Genomic DNA, 20,249 nt, shown 5'->3' with positions numbered 1-20,249 from the left:
TCAGTACACGTCGCGCAGATACCGCTTTTCGCGCGCGAGTCCGCTCACGTATTCGTCGGCCCGTTCGGCGCTCATCGCGCCGTGCTGCGCGACGATCGACTTCAGCGCCGCGTCGACGTCCTTCGCCATCCGGCTCGCGTCGCCGCACACGTACAGATGCGCGCCATCCTGCAGCCATGCCCACAGTTCCGCGCCGTGCTCGCGCATCCGGTCCTGCACGTACACCTTGCCGCCCTGGTCGCGCGAGAACGCGAGGTCGAGACGCGTGAGCAGTCCGCCCGCGCGCATCGCGTCGAGTTCGTCGCGGTAGTAGAAGTCGGTGTCCGCGTGACGCTCGCCGAAGAACAGCCAGTTGCGGCCGGCGTCGCCGCGCGCGCCGCGCTCGTGCAGGAAGCCGCGGAACGGCGCGACGCCGGTGCCCGGCCCGATCATCACGATCGGCGTGTCGCCCGCGCGCGGCGGCCGGAAATGCGACGACTTCTGCACGAACACCGGCACGTCGGCGTCGAGCGCGCGGTCCGCGAGGAACGTGGACGCGACGCCCTTGCGCCAGCGCCGGCCGTTGCTGTAGCGCACCGTCGAAACGGTCAGGTGCACTTCGCCGCGATGCGCGCTCGGGCTCGATGCAATCGAATAGAGCCGCGGCTGAAGGCGCTTGAGCATGCCGACCAGTTCCTGCGCGGACAACGACACCGGGAACTCGTGCAGCACGTCGGCCAGTTGCTGGCCCCACAGCCATTTCTTCAGGTCCGCCTTGCGCTCTTCCACGAGCAGTTCGCGCAGCGCGCTGTCATGGGTGCGCGACGCGATCAGCGCGAGCGCGTCCGGCATCGGGCGCGCGATCTCGCAGTGGCGGCTCAACGCATCGGCGAGCCGCATTTCGCCGACGCCTTCGATGCGCACCGGCGCGTCCGCGCTGACGCCCGCGAGGCCGACCAGTTCATCCACGAGTTCCGGACAGTTGACCGGCCACACGCCGAGCGCGTCGCCCGATTCGTATTCGAGGCCGGCGTCCGCGATCGAGAACGCGACGTGGCGCGTCTCCTTCGTCGCGCCGTCGCGGTTCAGCCGCTGGTTCGACAGCAGGCGCACAGGCGCGGGCCGCGCCTTGGTCGGCACAAGCCCCGGCAGCACTGCAGGCAACGCACCGGCCGCCGGCTCCGCGTGGCGGGCCGCGTCGTCCGCCGCGATGCTCGCGACCACGCTCGCGAGCCAGCCGTCCGCCGCCGCGCCGAACTCGGCGTCGCAATCGACGCGTTCGACAAGACGCGATGCGCCGAGCGCGTTCATCCGCTCGTCGAGGTTGCGCGCGTGCGCGCAGAACTGGTCGAAGCTGCGGTCGCCCAGACCGAGCACCGCGTAACGCACGCCGTCGATGCGCGGCGCGGACGCGGCCGACAGCGCGGCCCAGAAGTCGCGCCCGTTGTCGGGCGCATCGCCGTCGCCGAACGTGCTCGACAGCAGCAGCACGTACTGCGAGCGGCCGAGCGTATCGACTGCGCAATCGGCCATGCACGCGGTGCGCATTTCGAAGCCCGCCTCCATCAGCCGCGTCGCGTAACGGTCGACCAGCGATTCGACGTTGCCGGTCTGCGACGCCCACAGCAGCGCGACCTTCGGCCGGGCGCGCACGATCTGCGGCGCGGGCGCGGCAGCCTCCGCCGCATTACCCGCGATGCGCAGCGCTTCGCCGTCGGCCGCGCGGCGGCCGTACAGCCCGGCGAACATGCCGTCGAGCCACAGCCGCGTCGCGGGCTGCAACGGCGCGGACACCGGCAGCGCCGGCACGCCGTCGCCGGCCGGCTCGCCGATCCGCAGCGCGTGCAGGAAGCCGGATACGTACGCGCGCTCGTCGTCGCCCAGCACGGGCGGCGACGGCGGCAACTGAAGCAACGCGCCGAGCGCGTCGAGGCGGGACATAGGCGGCTCCGCGAGTGAGGTGAGCGCGTCGTCGGATACGTCGACGTTGCCGTCGTGGCCGTCCTGCGGCGCGGCGGCCACGCGTGTCAGCGCGACCGCGCAGAATTTCAGTTCCGGCTGCAACGACACCGGATCGGTCGCGTCGTGCGTGACGGCGTTGATGCACAGGTCGTCGCCGAACAGGTCGTTCCAGTGCATCGGCGCGAAACACGCGCCCGCGCGCACGCGATCGGTGACGATCGCCGGCAGCACCGCGCGGCCGCGCCGCGAGCGGATCTCGACGCTGTCGCCCGCGCCGACGCCGAGCGAGCGCGCATCGTCCGGATGCAGTTCGACGAACGGCGCGGCGTTCAGCCGGTTGAGGGTCGCGACCTTGCCGGTCTTGGTCATCGTGTGCCATTGATGCTGCACGCGGCCGGTGTTCAGCACGAACGGAAAATCGGCGTCCGGCAGTTCGGCCGGCATCGCATGCGGCCGCGCGAAAAACACCGCGCGGCCATCGGGCGTCGGGAACACGAGACGCGGACGGCTGCCGTCGTCGCGCGTCTGCAACGGCTGGCTCACGCCGTCGTTCAGATAACGGACCGGGTTGCGATCCGCTGCGGCGTCCGGCGCGCACGGCCATTGCAGCGGCGTCGCGCGCAGCTTCGCGTAGCTGACGCCGCGCAGGTCGTAGCCGGTCGCCGGATTCGACGCGCGCACGATCTCGTCGAACACTTCCTCCGCCGACGCGTAGCCGAACGCCTCGGCAAAACCCATCTCGCACGCGACGCGCGCGACGATCTGCCAGTCGGGCAGCGCGTCGCCGGGCGGCGTCACCGCGCGCTGCATCAGCGTCAGGTTGCGTTCGGAGTTCACCATCACGCCTTCGGCCTCGGCCCACAGCGCGCCGGGCAGCAGGATGTCCGCGTGACGGTTCGTCTCGGTGTCGAGGAACGCGTCCTGCGCGATCACGAGATCCGTCGCGCGCAGGCCGTCCAGCACGGTCTGCCGGTTCGGCACGGTCGCGACCGGATTCGTGCAGACGATCCAGCACGCCTTGATCTCGCCGGCCGCCATCCGGCCAAACAGGTCGATCGTGCCGTTGCCGGCGTCGGCCCGCAGCGTGCCGCGCGGAATGCGCCACAGGTCCTCGACGAACGCGCGGTCCTCCGCGACCAGCAGCGAACGCTGGCCCGGCAGCCCCGCGCCCATGTAGCCGACTTCGCGGCCGCCCATCGCGTTCGGCTGGCCGGTCAGCGAGAACGGGCCGCTGCCCGGCCGGCAGATCGCGCCGGTCGCGAGATGCAGGTTGCAGATCGCGTTCGTGCACCACGTACCGTGCGTGCTCTGGTTGATGCCCATCGTCCACAGGCTCATCCAGTTCTGCGCGTCGCCGATCCACTGGGCGGCCTTCAGCAGATCCGCCTCGGCGATCCCGGTGATCCCGGCGACCTTCTGTGGCGAGTAGTCGGCGAGGAACGCCGGCATCCCGTCCCAGCCGCTCGTGTGCTCGCGGATGAACGCGTCGTCGATGCGGCCGTCGCGAACCAGCAGATGCAGCAGTCCGTTCAGCAGCGCGAGGTCCGTGCCGGGCGCGACCTGCAAAAAGAGGCTCGCCTTGTCGGCGGTCGCGGTGCGGCGCGGATCGACGACGATCAGCTTCGCGCCGGCCTTCACGCGATCCATCATCCGCAGGTACAGCACCGGATGGCAGTCGGCCATGTTCGCGCCGGTCACGAAGAACAGATCGGCGTGCTCGAAGTCCTGGTACGAACCCGGCGGCCCGTCCGCGCCGAGCGACAGCTTGTAGCCGCTCGCCGCGCTCGCCATGCACAGCCGCGAGTTCGCCTCGACGTGGCGCGTGCCGATGAAACCCTTCGCGAGCTTGTTCACGAGGTACTGCGCCTCGATCGACATCTGCCCGGACACGTAGAACGCGAGCGCGTCCGGGCCGTGTTCGTCGAGCACGCCGCGCAGCCGGCGCGCGGCCGCGGAGATCGCATCCGCGAGCGGCGTCGGCACCGGGTCCTGGCCGCGCTGCGTGCGCACGAACGCGGTTTCGAGACGCCCCGAGCGGCGCAGCGGCACGTGCGCGGACAGCCCTTTCGTGCAGAGCCGTCCGAAGTTCGCCGGATGCTCCTTGTTGCCGGACACGCGCACGACCTCGTTGCCTTCGACGTGCAGCGTCATCCCGCAGCCGACGCCGCAATACGGGCACGCGGTATCGACGCGGCGGCTCGTGGTCATGCGTCGCCGCGCGCGCCGACGCGCACCATCACGTCGTCGCCCGCCACGCGCGCGTCGAACGCATCGACCGACCAGCGCGGCTCTTCGAGGCACTCGCCGGTCCGCAGATCGTAGTGCTGCTTGTAGAGCGGCGACGCGACCACCACGCGCCCGCCGAGGCTGCCGGTCAGCCCGCGCGACAGCACCGACGCGCGCGCGCGCGGATCGACGTTGTCGATCGCGAACACCCGCGCGTCGTCGCCGTCGACGCGGAACACCGCGACGTGGCGGCCGTGCACGAGCGCGCAGACGCCGGTGTCCGGCACCATGTCGTCATAACGGCAGACGGCAATCCAGCCGTCGTCGTCCGGCGCCGACGATGCAGTTGTACGTTCGTTCATGATTCGGATTCCTTGCGCGGAGAGCGGGGGTCAGTCGATTTCGGCGAGCGTCGGCGCGACGGTATCGGCCGATCGCGGTTCTGTTGCGATCGCCGCCGCGTCGCGCTCTTCGGGCGTCGCCGGGCGGATCTGCCCGCGCTCCTCGACGAACGTCACGCCTTCATCGCGCGCGTCGCTGTTCACGAAGTGGCGGAAACGCCGGCGCGTATCGGGATCGTTGACCGCGCGCTTCCACTCGCATTCGTACGTGTCGATCACCTGCTGCATCTCGCGTTCGAGTTCGGCCGCGAGGCCGAGCCGGTCGTTCACGACCACGTCGATCAGATAAGCGAGGCCGCCTTCGAGGTTGTCGCGCCACACGCTCGTGCGTTGCAGACGGTCGGCGGTGCGCACGTAGAACATCAGGAAACGGTCGATGTAGCGCACGAGCGTCGCGTCGTCGAGATCGGACGCGATCAGTTCCGCGTGGCGCGGCTTCATCCCGCCGTTGCCGCACACGTACAGGTTCCAGCCCTTGTCGGTCGCGATCACGCCGACGTCCTTGCCCTGCGCCTCCGCGCATTCGCGCGTGCAGCCCGACACGCCGAACTTGATCTTGTGCGGCGCGCGCAGACCCTTGTAGCGGTTCTCCAGATCGATCGCCATCCGCACCGAATCGCCGACGCCGTAACGGCACCATGTCGAGCCGACGCACGACTTCACGGTGCGCAGCGCCTTGCCGTAGGCATGACCCGATTCGAAGCCGGCCGCGATCAGCTCCTCCCAGATCGACGGCAGCTGATCGACGCGCGCGCCGAACAGATCGACGCGCTGCCCGCCGGTGATCTTCGTGTAGAGGCCGTATTTCTTCGCGACCTGGCCGACCGCGATCAGCCCTTCGGGCGTCACCTCGCCGCCCGGCATCCGCGGCACGACCGAATAGGTGCCGTCGCGCTGGATGTTCGCGAGGTAGTAGTCGTTGGAATCCTGCAGGCTCGCGTGTTCCTTCTTCAGCACGAACTCGTTCCAGCACGACGCGAGAATGCCCGCGACCGCCGGCTTGCAGATATCGCAGCCGAGGCCGCTGCCGTGTTTCTCCAGCAATGCGCCGAAGGTCCTGATCTGGCCGACGCGCACGAGGTGATACAGCTCCTGGCGCGAATACGCGAAGTGCTCGCACAGATGCGCGTTGACCGCGAGCCCCTGCTTCTTCATCTCCGCGTTCATCACCTGCGTCGCGAGCGGCACGCAGCCGCCGCACGACGTGCCCGCGCAGGTCGCCTTCTTCACCGCGCCGATGCTCGTCGCGCCGGCGCGCACCGCCGCGCAGATGTCGCCCTTCGACACGTTGTTGCACGAACAGATCTGCGCGCCGTCGGGCAGCGCATCGACGCCGAGCGCGGGTTTCGCCGCGCCGTCGGTCGGCGGCAGGATCAGCGCCTCCGGCGCGTCGGGCAGTTCGATGCCGTTCAGCATCATCTGCAGCAGCGTGCCGTATTCGGCGGTGTCGCCGACCATCACCGCGCCGAGCAGATGCTTGCCGCAGTCGGACACGACGAGTTTCTTGTACACCTGGCGGCGGCCGTCGCTGAACTGATACGTGCGGCTGCCGGGCGTCTTGCCGTGCGCGTCGCCGATGCTGCCGACGTCCACGCCCATCAGCTTCAGCTTCGTGCTCAGGTCCGCGCCCGCGAACGCGGCCGGCTCGCCGAGCAACTGCTTCGCGACCGTGCGCGCCATCTCGTAGCCGGGCGCGACGAGGCCGAAGGTCTGGCCGCGCCACGCCGCGCATTCGCCGATCGCGTAGATGTGCGGGTCGCTCGTCACGCAGGCGTCGTCGATCGCGATGCCGCCGCGCGGGCCAATTTCGAGGCCGCACGCGCGCGCGAGTTCGTCGCGCGGCCGGATGCCGGCGGAGAACACGATCATGTCCGTGTCGAGATGCGTGCCGTCCGCGAAGTTCATCCGGTGCGCGCCGTCGTCGCCGTCGACGATCGCGAGCGTCTGCTTGCCGGTATGCACGCGCACGCCGAGTTCCTCGATCTTCGCGCGCAGCATCTGGCCGCCGCCTTCGTCGATCTGCACCGCCATCAGGCGCGGCGCGAATTCGACGACGTGCGTGTCGAGGCCCATGTCGCGCAGCGCCTTCGCGCATTCGAGGCCGAGCAGCCCGCCGCCGATCACGACGCCGCGCTTCGAGCGCGCGCCGCGCGCCTGCATCGCTTCGAGATCCCCGATGGTCCGGTACACGAAACAGCCGTCGCGCTCGCGGCCTTCGACCGGCGGCACGAACGGCGTCGAGCCGGTCGCGAACACGAGTTTGTCGTAGCCCATCGCGTCGCCGTTCGACAGCGTGACGGTGCGCGCCGCGCGGTCGATCGCGACCGCCTTCGTGTCGAGCAGCAGTTGCACGCCGTCGCGCGCGAAGAAACCCGGCTCGACGAGCGACAGGTCGTCCGCGCTGCGCCCCGAGAAGAATTCGGACAGATGCACGCGGTCATACGCGGGCCGCGGCTCTTCGCACAGCACGGTGATCCGCAATGCGCCGCCGATCTGCGCGGCGACGCTTTCGAGGAACTTGTGGCCCACCATGCCGTGGCCGATGACGATGACGTTCATGACTGAGGTTCGTCCCATTCTGTTGCGGTTCGCGACGTCGATTCCCCGGACCAATAAAAAAAGCGTCCCGCGAACGAGGTCCGAAGACCGGTTCGGGGGACGCCACTGTCCAGAAAGCCGTGATCAAGAAAAACTGCTGACGCGTGCAGCGTGCAGCGCAAATCGTCGTTGATTCGCCGCAGCGGGTTATGCAATGGCTGTGCCAGTTCGTCCGCGACGCGTCGTATCCGTTGATGGGCAAGGCGCGGAGCGTATCGAGGCGACACGCGTTTGCGTTGACGGCGTGCCGCTTCGCGAAGCGCGGGCGCACATGCACGGTGCAGTGCGGCACAGTGTTCGTGCGGATGCGATGCGCGCGGGGGGTCGTTGCCGTACCGGCTGGAGGCGCGCTTCGTTCGTATCCGGCCATGCCGGTACGCGACGGCCCGTTGGCGTGCGTCCGCGCAAGCGGCACGCCGCCACTCGCGCGCAACCGGATGCGCGGGGTTCGTTGCCGTGTGTTCACGGATGCACGCGCTTCGTTCGCATTCGGGCAAGGCCCATTGGCGCCGAACAGCAAGCCGGCACTGGCGCGCATATTGCGTATTGATGGACATGCGCTCGGCAACGACGTCTTGCGCACTCCCCACCCCATTCATTCTTCCGTCGGCATCGCACGAAGCGGCGCGCGACGGTCAACCTGGACAACGGCGTCCCCCTGTCGAGCGCGACGGGCGGACGCCGTTTTCGTCTGCATGCGCGCCGACATTGGGGGCGTTCGACAGAAGCGAAAGGACATCGCGATGACAACCGGCAAGGTCACTCTTCTAGGCGCAGGCCCCGGCGACCCCGATCTGCTGACGATACGCGCGGCGCGCGTGCTCGCGAGCGCGGACGTCGTGCTGCTCGACGACCTCGCGAACCCGGCGCTAGCCGACCTCGCGCCGAACGCGCGCGTGATCCACGTCGGCAAGCGCGGCGGCTGCCGCTCGACGCCGCAGGCATTCATCGAGCGGCTGATGCTGCGTTATGCGCGCGCGGGCCGTCACGTGGTCCGCGTGAAGGGCGGCGACGCGCTGCTGTTCGGCCGCGCGGGCGAGGAACTCGCCGCGCTGCGGCGCGCGCAGGTTCCGTATGAAATCGTCAATGGCATTTCGTCCGGCTTCGCGGCCGCGGCGGCGCTCGGCGTGTCGCTCACGCATCGCGATCACTGCCAGGGCGTCACGTTCGTGACCGCGCACCGGCGCGACCACAGCGAGCCGGACTGGGCCGCGCTCGCGGCAACCGGTACCACGCTCGCGATCTACATGGGCATGAGCCGGATCGACAGCCTGTGCGATGCGTTGCTGCGCGTGATGCGCGCGGACACGCCGGCGGCGGTCGTGCAGTCCGCGAGCGCGCACGACGAACGCTGCGTCTGCGCGCCGCTCGACCGGCTCGCGGAAACCGCGCGCGACGCGGGCCTCGGCAGCCCGGCGGTGATTCTCGTCGGCGACGCGATCGGCGAAGCGGCGCTGCTGCATGCAACGACGGAACAGCGGGAGCCGGTGTTGCGGCAGGCGTAATGGACACAACAACGGCGGTACGCAGCAACGACAGCGGCCCGGTCGCTTGAAACCGGGCCGCCGTTTTACAGACCTGAGAAAACCCGCTGGATCAGCCGGTCCGGCGATACAGCCGCTGCCGAACCGCCCGCGTCAGAACCCCGGCGCGATCGGATAGGGTTCCGTATGGTCCTGCACGCTGCGCACGCCCGGAATGCGCTCCGCCGCGACGCGCACCGCCTGCACCGCCTCCATCGACCGGAACACGCCCCACAGATGCACGACGCCGTCGGTCACGACGATGTTGCGCCCCGCGAACGACCACGGCCGTCCTTCGAGTTCCTCCACCAGCTTCTCGCGAATCTCGCGGTCGCTCGCCGACACTTCCGCCGGCGCGCCGCCGCTGCTGCTCGCGATCGCCTGCAGCAGATTCGCACGGCTGACGATTCCCGCGAGGCGGCCTTCGCGCAGCACCGGCACGCGCTTGATGCCGCGCGACTCCAGCAGCTTCGCGATGTCGGCCAGCGACGTGTCGACGTCGACGCTGACCACGTCGCGGCTCATCACGTCGTCGACGCGCAGCGCATGCGACTTCACGTACGCCTGCGCGTTGCCATCGGCCGACAGGAACTCCAGCCACGACGAGCGGCGCGGCCCGTCGGTGCCGATCTCGACGCGGCGCAGCAGGTCGCCTTCGCTGATCACGCCGACGAGCGTGCCGTCCGCCGCCAGGACCGGCGCGCCGCTGATGCGGTTCTCGACGAACAGCTTCGCGGTGTCCAGCACGGTGGTGTCGGGCGAGACGGTGACGACGTTGGTGGTCATGACATCCTGGGCGCGCATGATGGGTCTCCCGGTAAGCCTGTCTGGTCAGGCCGTGTTGAATGAACGATGAACGAATATGAACGCGTTCAGCGTACGTCCCCGCGGCCGGCCGCGCTTGATACAGGTCAAGCGCATCCGCCGCTACGGAACGCCTGCGACGCAGGCGTTCCGTCCACGATGCGGCGCTGTCGCGCGGCATCGCAAAACGTCGTTCGCAACACGGAAACCCTAGCAAAAAAGCGCCCGCCGCGGTCGCAACGTGCGCTGTTTCGCCCGACGCGCAGGCGGCGAGCGGCCGCCCGTTGCCGCCCGCCCGCCGTATCAGACGCTGCCGTCCGCGCGCACCGCCGTGCCCGGCACCGCGTCCGCGACCAGCGCCGCGCGCTCCGGCATCGCCCATTCGAGCCAGCGCGTGCGCAGCGCGACGACCAGCGCGAACGCGAGCGCCGCAATCGCGCCGAACGTCGCGAAGCCCATCTGATAGCTGCCGGTGGTCTCGCGCGCGATGCCCATCACGACCGGCAGATAAAACCCGCCGATGCCGCCCGCCGCGCCGATGATCCCCGACATCAGGCCGGTCCGGCCTTTCCACCGCTGCGGCACGAGCTGGAACGTCGCGCCGTTGCCGAGCCCGAAGCACAGGTAAGTGACGACCAGCAGCACGATGCCGGCCGGCAGCGGCGGCATCCACGCGGCGAACGCGAAGTCGCACGCCGAGATGCCCGCGAGCAGCAGCACCAGCGCCCGCACGCCGGAGATCCGGTCCGCGACGAGCCCGCCGAGCGGACGCACCAGCGCGCCGATGAACGCGAGCAGCGACATGAAGAGGCCCGCTTCGAGCTTCGGCACCTGGTACAGCGAAATGAGCAGCGTCGACACGTACGACGACATCCCGACGAAGCCGCCGAACGTGATGCTGTAGACGAGCATCACGACCCACGTGTCGCCTTCCGCGAGCACCGATCGATAGTGGCGCGGCAGCACCGCGATCGCGAGCAGCGCGCCGAGCACCGGCAGCAGCAGCACGCCGGTCTTGCCCGCGCCGAACAGACCGCCGTGCACCGCAAGCACCAGCGCGACGAGACCGACGAGCGTCACGCTGAAGCCCGCGAACGCGCGCGGCGCGCTGCCCGCCTTCGGCGTCAGGTCCTTCGCGAAGAAGAACAGCGCGAGCGCCGCGACCCCGAGCAGCGGCAAGGCCGCGCCGGCCGCGCGCATCCAGCCGAAGTTATCGGCGAGCGACGGGAACATGAAGCCGTCGAGCACCGCGCCGATGTTGCCGGCCGCCGCGAGACCGAGCACGAGGCCCTGCACCTTCGGCGGATAGTTGCTGCCGGCCATCGGCAGCGCGACCGCGAAGCTCGCGCCGCCGACGCCGAGGAACACGCCGAGCACGAGCAGCAGCGTGTACGACGGCGCGGCCGGCGACAGCAGCAGCACGACCGACGGCACCGCCGACAGCGCGACGCCGAACAGCGCGATGCGGCGGCCGTCGAACGCCTGATACAGATTGCCGAGCGTCACGCGCAGCACGGCCGCGCCGAGCACCGGCACCGCGACCAGAAAACCCTGCTCGGCCGGCGACATCGCAATGTCTTTCTGGATGAACGGCGCAAGCGGACCGAACATCACCCATACCGTGAAGCCGGTGTCGAAGTACAGAAAGCATGCGAGCAATGCGCGCCAGTTGCCGCTCGCCAGTGTGTTCAGGAGGTTTTTCATGGTCCTCTCGCCGATGCAAAAAAAAAGCGTCCCGGAACGGGACCCGCGCCGATCGCTGTCGATCGACGCCGGTTCCGTTCCGGGACGCCGTTGCCCCTGGAGCCGCCCGCTAGTGCAGGCAGCAGAAAAAATCGGGTGTATCGGGGCCGCCGTTGGCCCCGGCGCGATGCAAGGCAATAGCCGTGCCATCTCCCCATTCGTCGGTGATCCGAATGGATTTCGCGGAGCCTCCCTCGGTCCGCAAACGCACGCGGGACGCGGCTCTCGCGTCGTCGGCCGCTGGCTCGCGCCGCGCGAGCCGGCGCGTGTATCATGCGCATCCGGCCGGCTGCTCGACGCCCGGCGCGCGAAACGCTTTGGCGCAGCGCGGCACCGCGTTAGTGCGTTGCAGCACTGTCGTCGTGCGATGCTGGGGCGCGCGGCTCGCGCATCGCGCGCTGACGCCTGGCCCGGATATTGCGAGACACCGGGCCGTGTCCGGCAACGAAGCCGGCGCGGTTTCGCCATTGACGACCAGGCAGGACCCACGACAACGGTGTCAGCTCGCGCACGGCGCGGGCCGATGCCGTTTTTGTTTTTGAGCCCCCGATTGACCGCACCAAAGCCCCTTTCTCCGCCGCAACGCCGATGACATCGCCTCCCAACCGACTGCGCGTGCTGCTCGTGACCGATACGGCGAAACCGATCGGCGAGCTGCGCGACGCGCTCGCACGGCTCGGTTATGACATGCTGAGCGAAGTCGCGACGCCCGGCGCGCTGCCTCGCACCGTCGAGGAACAGCGCCCGGACGTCGTGATCATCGACACCGATTCGCCGTCGCGCGACACGCTCGAACAGCTCGCGGTGATGAACGAGCACGCGCCCCGCCCGGTGCTGATGTTCAGCAGCGACGCCGACCAGCAGCGCATTCGCGACGCGGTGCGCGCGGGCGTCAGCGCGTATCTGGTCGAAGGGCTGGACGCCGCGCGGCTCGCGCCGATCCTCGAAGTCGCGCTCGCGCGCTTCTCGCATGAGGAGCAGTTGCGCAAGCGGCTCGCGGCCGCCGAGACCGAACTCGCGAACCGCAAGCTGATCGACCAGGCGAAGCGCCTGCTGATGGAGCGCCGCCAGCTGCCCGAACAGGATGCGTATGCGCTGCTGCGCAAACACGCAATGGACCATGGAATGAAGATCGTCGACGTCGCGCGCCAGCTCGTGCTGCTCGCCGACCTGTGACGAGCCGCCCATCATGAACAGCCCCGCCCTCGCCCCGTCCGGCCCGACGCCGGAACTCTCCCATCTCCGCCTCGGCTTCGTGTCGCTGACCGACGCCGCGCCGCTCGTCGTCGCGAAGACGCTCGAATTCGGCCATCGCCACGGGCTCACGCTCGAACTGTGCCGGCAGCCGTCGTGGGCCGGCATCCGCGACAAGCTGCTGTGGGGCGAGATCGACGCCGCGCACGCGCTGTACGGGCTCGTGTACGGCGTGCAGCTCGGCATCGGCGGGCCGCGCGCGGACCTGTCGGTGCTGATGGTGCTGAACCGCAACGGCCAGGCGATCACGCTGTCGCCGCGGCTCGCGGACCTGATCGCGGCCGGCCACAGCGTGAAGGACGCGTTCGCGTCGCTCGGCCGGCCGCCGGTGCTCGCGCAGACGTTCCCGACCGGCACCCATGCGATGTGGCTGTACTACTGGCTCGCGGCGAACGGCGTGCATCCGCTGCGCGACGTGAAGAGCGTCGTGCTGCCGCCGCCGGACATGGCGGCCGCGCTCGCGTCCGGCGAACTGGACGGCTTCTGCGCGGGCGAACCGTGGCACGCCGTAGCCGAATCGCTCGGCGTCGGCCGCACCGTCGTGTTCACGAGCGAGATCTGGCCGAACCATCCGGAGAAGGTGCTCGCGTGCCGCCGCGATTTTGCGACGCGTTATCCGCACACCGCGCGCGCGCTGGTGCAGACGATGCTCGAAGCGTGCCGCTGGCTCGACGAGGACCCGCTGCATCGCGCGAGCGCCGCGAAATGGCTCGCCGCGCAGGACGTGATCGGCGTCGCGCCGGAGCGGATCGCGCCGCGCCTGCTCGGCGACACCGGACGCGCGGGCGCGCTGCCGGTGTCGTTCTTCGACCACGGCGCGGTGAACTATCCGCGCGCATCCGACGGCGCGTGGTTCATTTCGCAATACCGTCGCTGGGGACTCTTCGACGGCCCGCCGGACGACGACGCGGCGATCGCGGACGCAGTCAACCAGACGCGGCTCTATCGCGACGCGGCCGCCGCGCTCGACATTCCGGTTCCGCCGGACGCCGACACCCGCATCGACCGGTTGTGCGACGGCGCGACGTGGCCCGCGCCGCCGTCGAACGATGACGGCGTCAACCCATGACGTCGCAACCCGCCAGTCATCGCCCTCGCGCGTCGGGTCGTCGAACCCGGCGCGCATGCCGAAGAACGTTGCTCCTGTCATCCATCCCGCCCCTCTGAAGGGAAGCCGAAAGCGCCCCTCCCCCTGCTTCATGCACGGACCATGCAACGCAACCCGCTGCGTCCGCATCGAATTTCCGATTAAAAACATACGTGTAAATTCTCGTTGCGCGAGCGGGGTTCAGACCGGCCGCCGATCGGCCGTTAAGCCCGATGAACCCGGCGCTGTCGAGCGCGCCGGTTCGCGAACCCCCAATCCGTGGCCGGTCTGAAGAATGAAAAGAATGTCATTGAATCGAAAGGCATGGAGCATCGTCGTGCTGCTCTGGGTATCCCTCATCGCGATGGTCGTTGCGAATGCAATCATGGCGCGACGATCGACGCTCGACGACCGCAAGAGCGTGCTGGTCCAGCAGACCCAGGTGGCGGTCGGGATCGTCGCGTTCTACCAGAAAAAAGCCGCCGCGAACGAACTGTCGACCGACGAGGCGAAGCGTCTGGCGATCGCGGCGCTGCGCAACCTCCGCTACGGCGACGACCAGAGCGGCTACTTCGGCATCTTCGATTCGTCGGTCGTCGCGCTGCTGCTGCCGTCGAAGCCGTCGCTCGAATCGAAGAACCAGAGCGACCTCGTCGATCCGCACGGCACGCATCTGGCCGTCGACATCGTCAGGAGTTCGTCGCCGGGCGGCGATCATTTCAGCCGCTACGTGTGGGTGAAACCGGGCAAGCCCGAGCCAGTCGCGAAGCTGACCTATAGCGCGCTCGTCCCCGAATGGGACTGGCACGTGTACACGGGCGTCTATCTCGACGACGTCGAAGACGCGTTCATCGCGGCGCTGCTGCGCAACCTGACGGTCGTCGGGCTGATCGGCATCGCGATGACGGCGGGGATGCTGTGGCTGATCCGCAGCATCCGCACGAGCCTCGGCGGCGACCCGGATTACGCGGCGGACCTGTGCCGGCGCATCGCGGCGGGCGACCTCAGTGCGCGCGTCGAACTCGCGGACGACGACGGCGGCAGCCTGCTGCATGCGATGAACCAGATGCAGCAGCAACTGATCGACACGGTGCAGCACATCCAGACGTCGTCGGCGCTGATCGCGACCGGCGCCACCGAAATCGCCAGCGGCAACATGGACCTGTCGTCGCGCACGGAACAGCAGGCCGCGTCTTTGCAGCAGACGGCGGCGAGCATGGAGGAACTGACCGCGACGGTGAAGCACAACACCGACAACGCGCGCCAGGGCAACACGCTCGCGGTGAACGCATCGCAGATCGCGGAGCGCGGCGGCAGCGTGGTCCGGCGCGTCGTGGACACGATGCACGGCATCTCCGGCACGTCGGAGCGCGTCGAGCAGATCATCGGCGTGATCGACAGCATCGCGTTTCAGAACAACATTCTCGCGTTGAACGCGGCGGTCGAGGCCGCGCGCGCGGGCGAACACGGGCGCGGGTTCGCGGTGGTCGCCTCCGAGGTCCGCAGTCTCGCGCAACGCTGCGCGAGCGCCGCGAAGGAGATCAAGGAACTGATCAGCCAGTCGGTCGCGCAGGTCGACGAAGGCTCGAAACTTGTGAACGAGGCGGGCGGCACGATCGCGGAGGTCGTCGCGTCGGCGAAGCGCGTCGCGGATCTGATGGGCGAAATCGCGGCGGCGTCGGAAGAGCAGCACACCGGCATCGAGCAGGTGAGCCGGGCCGTCTCGCAGATGGACGAAGTCACGCAGCAGAACGCCGCGCTCGTCGAGCAGGCGTCGGCGGCCGCGCAGTCGATGGCCGCGCAGTCGAGCGGCTTGCGTGAAGTCGCGTCGAGATTCAGGCTCGCGGCGGGCGCGCGGCAGGGTCACGCGCTCGCATAACGAAGCCGGCGTTGTCGAACGACCCATCGAACGGCTTCGACGACCTCGCTTCGAAACGGCCGCGTCGTCTCATGCGACGGCGCGTGCCGGCATCACGATTCTGGTGACGACTCCGGACCGGACGGCCTGCCCGCGCGGCGGCGCTCCAGCTCCGCATGCGTGCGTTCAAGCTCCTTCGCGACGAGCGCCTCGTCGGGCAGCACCATCTGATACTCGGCGGCCAGCACCTTGTTCGGCAGGTTTTCGAGCGCGTAATGCGCCTCGGCCGCGCCTTTCTCCGCGCACAGGATCAGGCCGACTGGCGGATTTTCGCCGGGCTTCATCCAGTGCTCGCGCGCGTAGTTCAGGTACAGGTGCATCTGCCCGGCATCCGCATAACTGAAGCGGCCGACCTTCAGGTCGATCACGACGAGACAGCGAAGCTGGCGATGGAAGAACAGCAGGTCGATCCTGAACCACGCATCGTCGATCCGCAGACGGCGCTGCCGGCCGACGAACGCGAAGTCGTCGCCGAGTTCGAGCAGGAAGTCGGTCAGATGCTGGATCAGCGCCTCTTCGAGATCCGACTCCGAGTATTCGTCCTTCAGGTCGAGGAATTCGAGTACGAACGGATCGCGGATCGCCTCTTCGGGCGTCGGCGCATCGCCGGGCTGCGGTTCGGCCGCTTTCTTCAGCAGCGCGGCCTTGTTGCGTGAGAGTGCGATGCGCTCGTAAAGCTGGCTGCCGATCTGGCGGTCGAGCTGGCGCACCGACCACCCTTCGCGCAACGCCTCCGCTTCGTAGAACGAACGCGCGGCCGCGGTCCTGACCGACAGCAGGCGCACGTAAGCGGACCACGGCAACGGAAAGCGCGCAGCCAGCGTTCTGTAATCGGGAATGGCGCCGGCGGGATCGGCCGGCAGCGAAGATTTGCCAGACGCTGTCTGGCGTTTTGCGGTCGCGACGGATTGACCAGACGCTGTCTGGCCAATCTCGCCGGCCGGCCATGCGAGATAAAACGCCCGCATGTTCACGAGATTGGCGCGGCTGAAGCCGCGCCCGAAGCGCCCGGTGAGATCGTCGGCAAGCCGCGTGAGCAGCGCCTCGCCATACGCGGCGCGCTGCTCACCACCCTGCTCGACCGTCACGATGCGGCGGCCGATCTCCCAGTACGCAGCCGTCATCACGGCGTTGACGCTGCGGGCCGCGGCGAGCCTCGCGGACTCCACCACGCTGACGATGCCGCCATGCAATCCCGCGTAAGCGTCCGCCGCGATGACGGACTTCGTCGTCATGACGCGTTGACGGCGTCCTTGAAAGCCTTGCCGGCGGTGAACTTCACCGTCTTCGCGGCAGCGATCTGGATTTCTGCGCCGGTCGCCGGATTGCGGCCGACACGCGCCGCGCGCTGGCCCGTCGAGAACGAGCCGAAGCCGACGAGTTGCACGGAGTCGCCGGACGTGACCGCGCGCGTGACCGCTTCCAGAATCGCGTCGATCGCTGCGCCGGTGGCAGCCTTGGTATCGCCCGTGCTGGCGGCGACGGCGTCAATCAGTTCCTGTTTGTTCATCTGCTACCCATGTGAAGTTGACGAAACCCGCATACCCTACCGCACAAGGGCGAAACAGGCAAATCGGCGTGCACCGGCGCGGAAAGCCGGGAAGCGCGCCGGATCGCGGTTTGCGGTCGTTTGCCCCCGTTGTGGAGCGGTCCGAAGCGTTGGACTGGCGTCGTTTTACGCGGGTTTGTCGTTGCCGGAAGCAGCGTGTCCGGGTCCGCACGGCCTGCGCCCTCGATGCCGCCCAATGCGCATCGTGCATCGAACTCGCGCGATGTTGCGCCTAGCTGGCCGGCATCTCCCTCGATTGGCCGTTGCGTTCGCACCGTGGATTCGTGCGTGGGTGCACGTGGCGCGTGTTCGTCCTTCGCGCAGTGCGAACGATGCGTAACACGATCCTTGCCGTCGCCACGACCCATGTCGACATGCTCGCGAACTTTCCGATGCCCGGCAGCGCGATCGGATCAGAACAGTTGATCCTGGATCGCCACGAGGCTCACCCACTTCACCGTGCTGACGAATGTCCGCCCGTTGCCGTCGATCGATTCGATCATCACGCGTTGTCCGCGCGCTTCCGCGAGCACGCGCACGATCCGTTCGCGATAGCGCATCAGCGCGCCGATGTCCGGGCACGCGAGCTTCATGCGCGCGCGCCCCACGACGCGGATGCGCCGCATTGCATTGCCGTTCGCCATCGTGTCAGCTCCCCGAACGCGGCCTGGACACGCCGCTCCTGGTCTTGCGCGGCGCCGTCGCCTTGCCGGATTTTGCGCTTTGGGTAGCCGGCTCGACATCGGGCGGCCGTGCCCGCGTCGCGCCACGCGGGTTCTTTGCCGGCGCCGCATTCTCGCGCCACGCGTTCAACTCGCGCGTATAACCAGCGCTCGCTTCGCGCATCGCCGCGAGTTGCCCTTCGAGCGTGCCGTTCCGATGCCGAAGCTCGTCGAGTTGCTGGCGCAACGCGACGATCTCCGCGCGCGCGTCATGTTCCGCCCGCGCGGCCCGGCTCGCCGCCGCATCGGCGTCGCGTTGCAAACGGGTGTTCTCGGTGCGCTCGCGTTCGATTTCGAGCGCCGCCCGCTTTTCGGCCGCCTGCAAACGCGTATCGGCCAGTTCGACGCTCGCCCGCAGCCGGTCCGTTTCCGATGCGTATTCGGTCCGTGTCTGCGTAAAAACGGCATCGCGTTCGCGCGCCTGCTGCTGAAGCTGCGCGACCTCTTCGTCCCGTGCGCCGCGCGCCGCCAGCGACTGTTCCAGTTCGTGGATGCGCACCTGCGCGGACAACAGCGCCGACGTCCGTTGTTCGAGCGCGGTCTCCGTTCGCGCGAGATCGGCCTGCAACGTCGCGACCGACTGCTGTGCGTCCAGCCTCGCCGCTTCGACATCCGCGCGCAATCCGTCGAGCGCGGCGCTCGCGGCGGCGCTCGCGCGCGACCACAGCGTCGCGACGAGTTCGCCGGCCGCGCCCTGCAACTCGGCCGGCAGATCCGGATGCTCGATGCGCACGCGGCTCTTTTCGCGCAGGTCGCTCCAGAACTCGGACAACACCGCCGTCGGCGTGCCCATGCTGCCGCGATGCACGAGTTGATAAAGACGGTTGGCGGTCGGCGTGATGCCGAAACGGAAGAACAGCAACGCGCAGACTTCGCGGTACAACTCGCGCGTTTTCGGAAATTCCGCCTTCAGCCGCTCGATTTCGGCGGCAAGACGGGTTTCGTCGGAAACGGGATCGGCCATCGGAGAGGTGCGCTGTGGAAGGACCGGCCAATAATACTACGTAAAGCGTTAAATTCCAGGCCTTGATGGAGGGCGTCGCGTTCTGTCACACCGGCGTTTTCGTGACACCCCGAGACGAATGCAGCATTGGGAACACGCGTTGCGGCAACGCGATGCGCTTCGCGCCGCAACGAAAGCGAAACCCGTATCGCGCGTGCAGACGTCGCGCCCCAACCGACAGGAGCCGAACATGATCCAGCTTGAGCTTGCGTTCTCCGAATCGTCACGGATTCGCGCGCATTCGAACGACTTCGACGATACCGATACGCCGCAGATTCCGGCCGAGCCCGAAACGCCCGACGAAGAAAACCCGCCGGGCCTGCCCGATCCGACCGAAGTGGGCGAGGATGGTTGAAAGGCCGAACGAAGAACGCGGAACACTGCGTCATCGCGCGGCCGGCTGCGGGCGGGACGATTGCAGGTCCGTATCGCGCTCCGCGCCCCGGGCGAGCGAACGATAGACGCGCAGATAGTCGCGCGCCATCCGTTCAGCGGTAAACCGTACGTCGAACGCCGCCCGACAGCGCCTGCGATCGAGTTCATCGATCCGTTCGACCGCACGCACTGCGCCGTCGAGATCGTCGACGACCAAACCGCTGACGCCGTCCTCCACGACCTCGGGCACCGCGCCGCGCCGGAACGCGACGACCGGCGTGCCGCACGCGAACGCCTCGATCATCACCATCCCGAACGGCTCGTCCCAGTCGATCGGAAACAGCAGCGCCCGCGCATGGCGCAGCAGTTCCGTGCGCGCATCGCCGCCGACTTCGCCGAGGTAGTCGACGAAACCCGCTGACGACTCGATCAATGGCGCGATCTCGTCCGCAAAATACGCGCGCTCGCCCGGGTGCACGGCGGCGGCCATCTTCAGCGGCAGTCCCGCCCGCCGCGCGATTTCGATCGCGAGATCGGGACGCTTGCCGCGCATCATCCGCCCCATCCACAGCAGATAATCGCCGGGCGACGTGCAGAGGCCGAACGCGTCAGCAGGCAGACCATGATGGATCGTCGCGCGCCAGTTCGCGAACGGCATCGCTCGACGCTGGCTAGCGGAGATCGACACGAGCGGCGCATCGGAGAACGCGCGCAGCAGCGCGCCCACGTCGGGCTCGCGCAGCAATCCGTGCATCGTCGTGACGCAATGCGTATCCAGACGCCGCGCCAACGGCAGATGCAGCGGCTCGCAGTGGAAATGCAGCACGTCGAATTCCGCCGCGCGCTGCGCCACCCGTTCGAGCAGATGGACGTGATGGCCTAGCGTGTCCTCGACGCGTTCGTCGCGCCACAACGCGGACTCGCAGCACGCGACGAGCCGCGCCGACGTAACAGAATCGCCGCTCGCGAACAGCGTGACGTCATGGCCGCTGGCGACCAGCGCCTCGGTCAGATAGTGGACGATGCGCTCGGTTGCGCCATAGGCGAGCGGCGGTACGCGTTCGTAGAGCGGGGCGATCTGGGCAATGCGCATGATGGGCGAAGG

General features: G+C 68.6%; 15 protein-coding genes. 5 read left to right on the top strand and 10 right to left on the bottom strand.

Translation table 11 applies throughout. The features are described from left to right. Genes BLV92_RS28615 through nirB form a run of 3 tightly spaced genes read right to left on the bottom strand, consistent with a single transcriptional unit; the run spans window position 1 to window position 7,127 of the window. The gene (locus BLV92_RS28615) at window positions 1-4,149 is read right to left on the bottom strand and encodes a sulfite reductase subunit alpha (RefSeq protein WP_090552194.1); all 4,149 of its coding nucleotides are present in this window, start codon (window positions 4,147-4,149) and stop codon (window positions 1-3) included. Further along, a complete protein-coding gene (nirD, locus tag BLV92_RS28610; protein ID WP_090552192.1) occupies window positions 4,146-4,529 on the bottom strand; it encodes a nitrite reductase small subunit NirD in 384 nt (127 codons plus the stop codon). The genes BLV92_RS28615 and nirD overlap by 4 nt, the downstream gene beginning before the upstream one ends. 30 nt (window positions 4,530-4,559) lie before the next feature. Further along, entirely contained in the window at window positions 4,560-7,127 is a 2,568-nt protein-coding gene (gene nirB / locus BLV92_RS28605) for a nitrite reductase large subunit NirB (protein WP_090552189.1), read from the bottom strand. A 782-nt stretch (window positions 7,128-7,909) separates the two neighbouring features. Between nirB and cobA the strand changes: the two genes are divergently transcribed. Continuing rightward, window positions 7,910-8,671, top strand: coding sequence for a uroporphyrinogen-III C-methyltransferase (gene cobA / locus BLV92_RS28600; protein ID WP_090552188.1), 762 nt, complete (start codon window positions 7,910-7,912; stop codon window positions 8,669-8,671). Window positions 8,672-8,803: 132 nt separating this feature from the next. Here cobA and BLV92_RS28595 read toward each other — a convergent pair whose 3' ends face one another. Both BLV92_RS28595 and BLV92_RS28590 read right to left on the bottom strand, forming a co-directional pair. Then, window positions 8,804-9,493 carry a CBS domain-containing protein gene (locus BLV92_RS28595; RefSeq protein WP_090552185.1) on the bottom strand — a complete coding sequence of 230 codons (690 nt, stop codon included), beginning with the start codon at window positions 9,491-9,493 and terminating at the stop codon, window positions 8,804-8,806. Window positions 9,494-9,796: 303 nt separating this feature from the next. Then, entirely contained in the window at window positions 9,797-11,197 is a 1,401-nt protein-coding gene (locus BLV92_RS28590; protein WP_090552184.1) for an MFS transporter, read from the bottom strand. 627 nt (window positions 11,198-11,824) lie between these two features. Between BLV92_RS28590 and BLV92_RS28585 the strand changes: the two genes are divergently transcribed. The 3 genes from BLV92_RS28585 (at window position 11,825) to BLV92_RS28575 (ending at window position 15,456) form a co-directional block, all read left to right on the top strand. Beyond that, window positions 11,825-12,412, top strand: a complete 588-nt coding sequence (locus BLV92_RS28585; protein ID WP_090552182.1) for an ANTAR domain-containing response regulator — start codon at window positions 11,825-11,827, stop codon at window positions 12,410-12,412. A 13-nt stretch (window positions 12,413-12,425) separates the two neighbouring features. Next, window positions 12,426-13,559, top strand: a complete 1,134-nt coding sequence (locus BLV92_RS28580) for a CmpA/NrtA family ABC transporter substrate-binding protein (RefSeq protein WP_090552179.1) — start codon at window positions 12,426-12,428, stop codon at window positions 13,557-13,559. A 322-nt stretch (window positions 13,560-13,881) separates the two neighbouring features. Then, on the top strand, window positions 13,882-15,456 hold the full coding sequence (locus BLV92_RS28575) for a methyl-accepting chemotaxis protein (RefSeq protein ID WP_280141517.1): 1,575 nt from the start codon (window positions 13,882-13,884) through the stop codon (window positions 15,454-15,456). Window positions 15,457-15,548: 92 nt separating this feature from the next. Here the strand turns inward: BLV92_RS28575 and BLV92_RS28570 are convergent, their stop codons facing one another. The 4 genes from BLV92_RS28570 to BLV92_RS28555 form a co-directional block, all read right to left on the bottom strand. Continuing rightward, window positions 15,549-16,730 (bottom strand): PDDEXK nuclease domain-containing protein, encoded by a 1,182-nt coding sequence (locus tag BLV92_RS28570; protein ID WP_090552175.1) that lies wholly within the window; start codon window positions 16,728-16,730, stop codon window positions 15,549-15,551. After that, window positions 16,727-17,005: an HU family DNA-binding protein gene (locus tag BLV92_RS28565; protein WP_090552172.1), complete on the bottom strand. Its 279-nt coding sequence runs from the start codon at window positions 17,003-17,005 to the stop codon at window positions 16,727-16,729. The genes BLV92_RS28570 and BLV92_RS28565 overlap by 4 nt, the downstream gene beginning before the upstream one ends. A gap of 452 nt (window positions 17,006-17,457) precedes the next feature. After that, entirely contained in the window at window positions 17,458-17,688 is a 231-nt protein-coding gene (locus tag BLV92_RS28560) for a hypothetical protein (RefSeq protein WP_243842457.1), read from the bottom strand. Window positions 17,689-17,692: 4 nt separating this feature from the next. After that, window positions 17,693-18,730 (bottom strand): DNA-binding protein, encoded by a 1,038-nt coding sequence (locus BLV92_RS28555; RefSeq protein WP_090552169.1) that lies wholly within the window; start codon window positions 18,728-18,730, stop codon window positions 17,693-17,695. 229 nt (window positions 18,731-18,959) lie between these two features. On the opposite strand from BLV92_RS28555, the gene BLV92_RS32255 reads away from it, so the two are divergent. After that, window positions 18,960-19,124 (top strand): hypothetical protein, encoded by a 165-nt coding sequence (locus BLV92_RS32255; protein ID WP_166676604.1) that lies wholly within the window; start codon window positions 18,960-18,962, stop codon window positions 19,122-19,124. Between the two features lie 30 nt (window positions 19,125-19,154). Here the strand turns inward: BLV92_RS32255 and BLV92_RS28545 are convergent, their stop codons facing one another. Further along, window positions 19,155-20,237: a glycosyltransferase family 4 protein gene (locus tag BLV92_RS28545; protein WP_090552165.1), complete on the bottom strand. Its 1,083-nt coding sequence runs from the start codon at window positions 20,235-20,237 to the stop codon at window positions 19,155-19,157. Between the last annotated feature and the right edge of the window lie 12 nt (window positions 20,238-20,249).

Source organism: Paraburkholderia caballeronis, from assembly GCF_900104845.1.
Taxonomy (GTDB): domain Bacteria; phylum Pseudomonadota; class Gammaproteobacteria; order Burkholderiales; family Burkholderiaceae; genus Paraburkholderia; species Paraburkholderia caballeronis.
The sequence above is the reverse complement of the archived record's forward strand: the minus strand, read 5'-3'. Positions and strand labels throughout refer to the sequence as shown.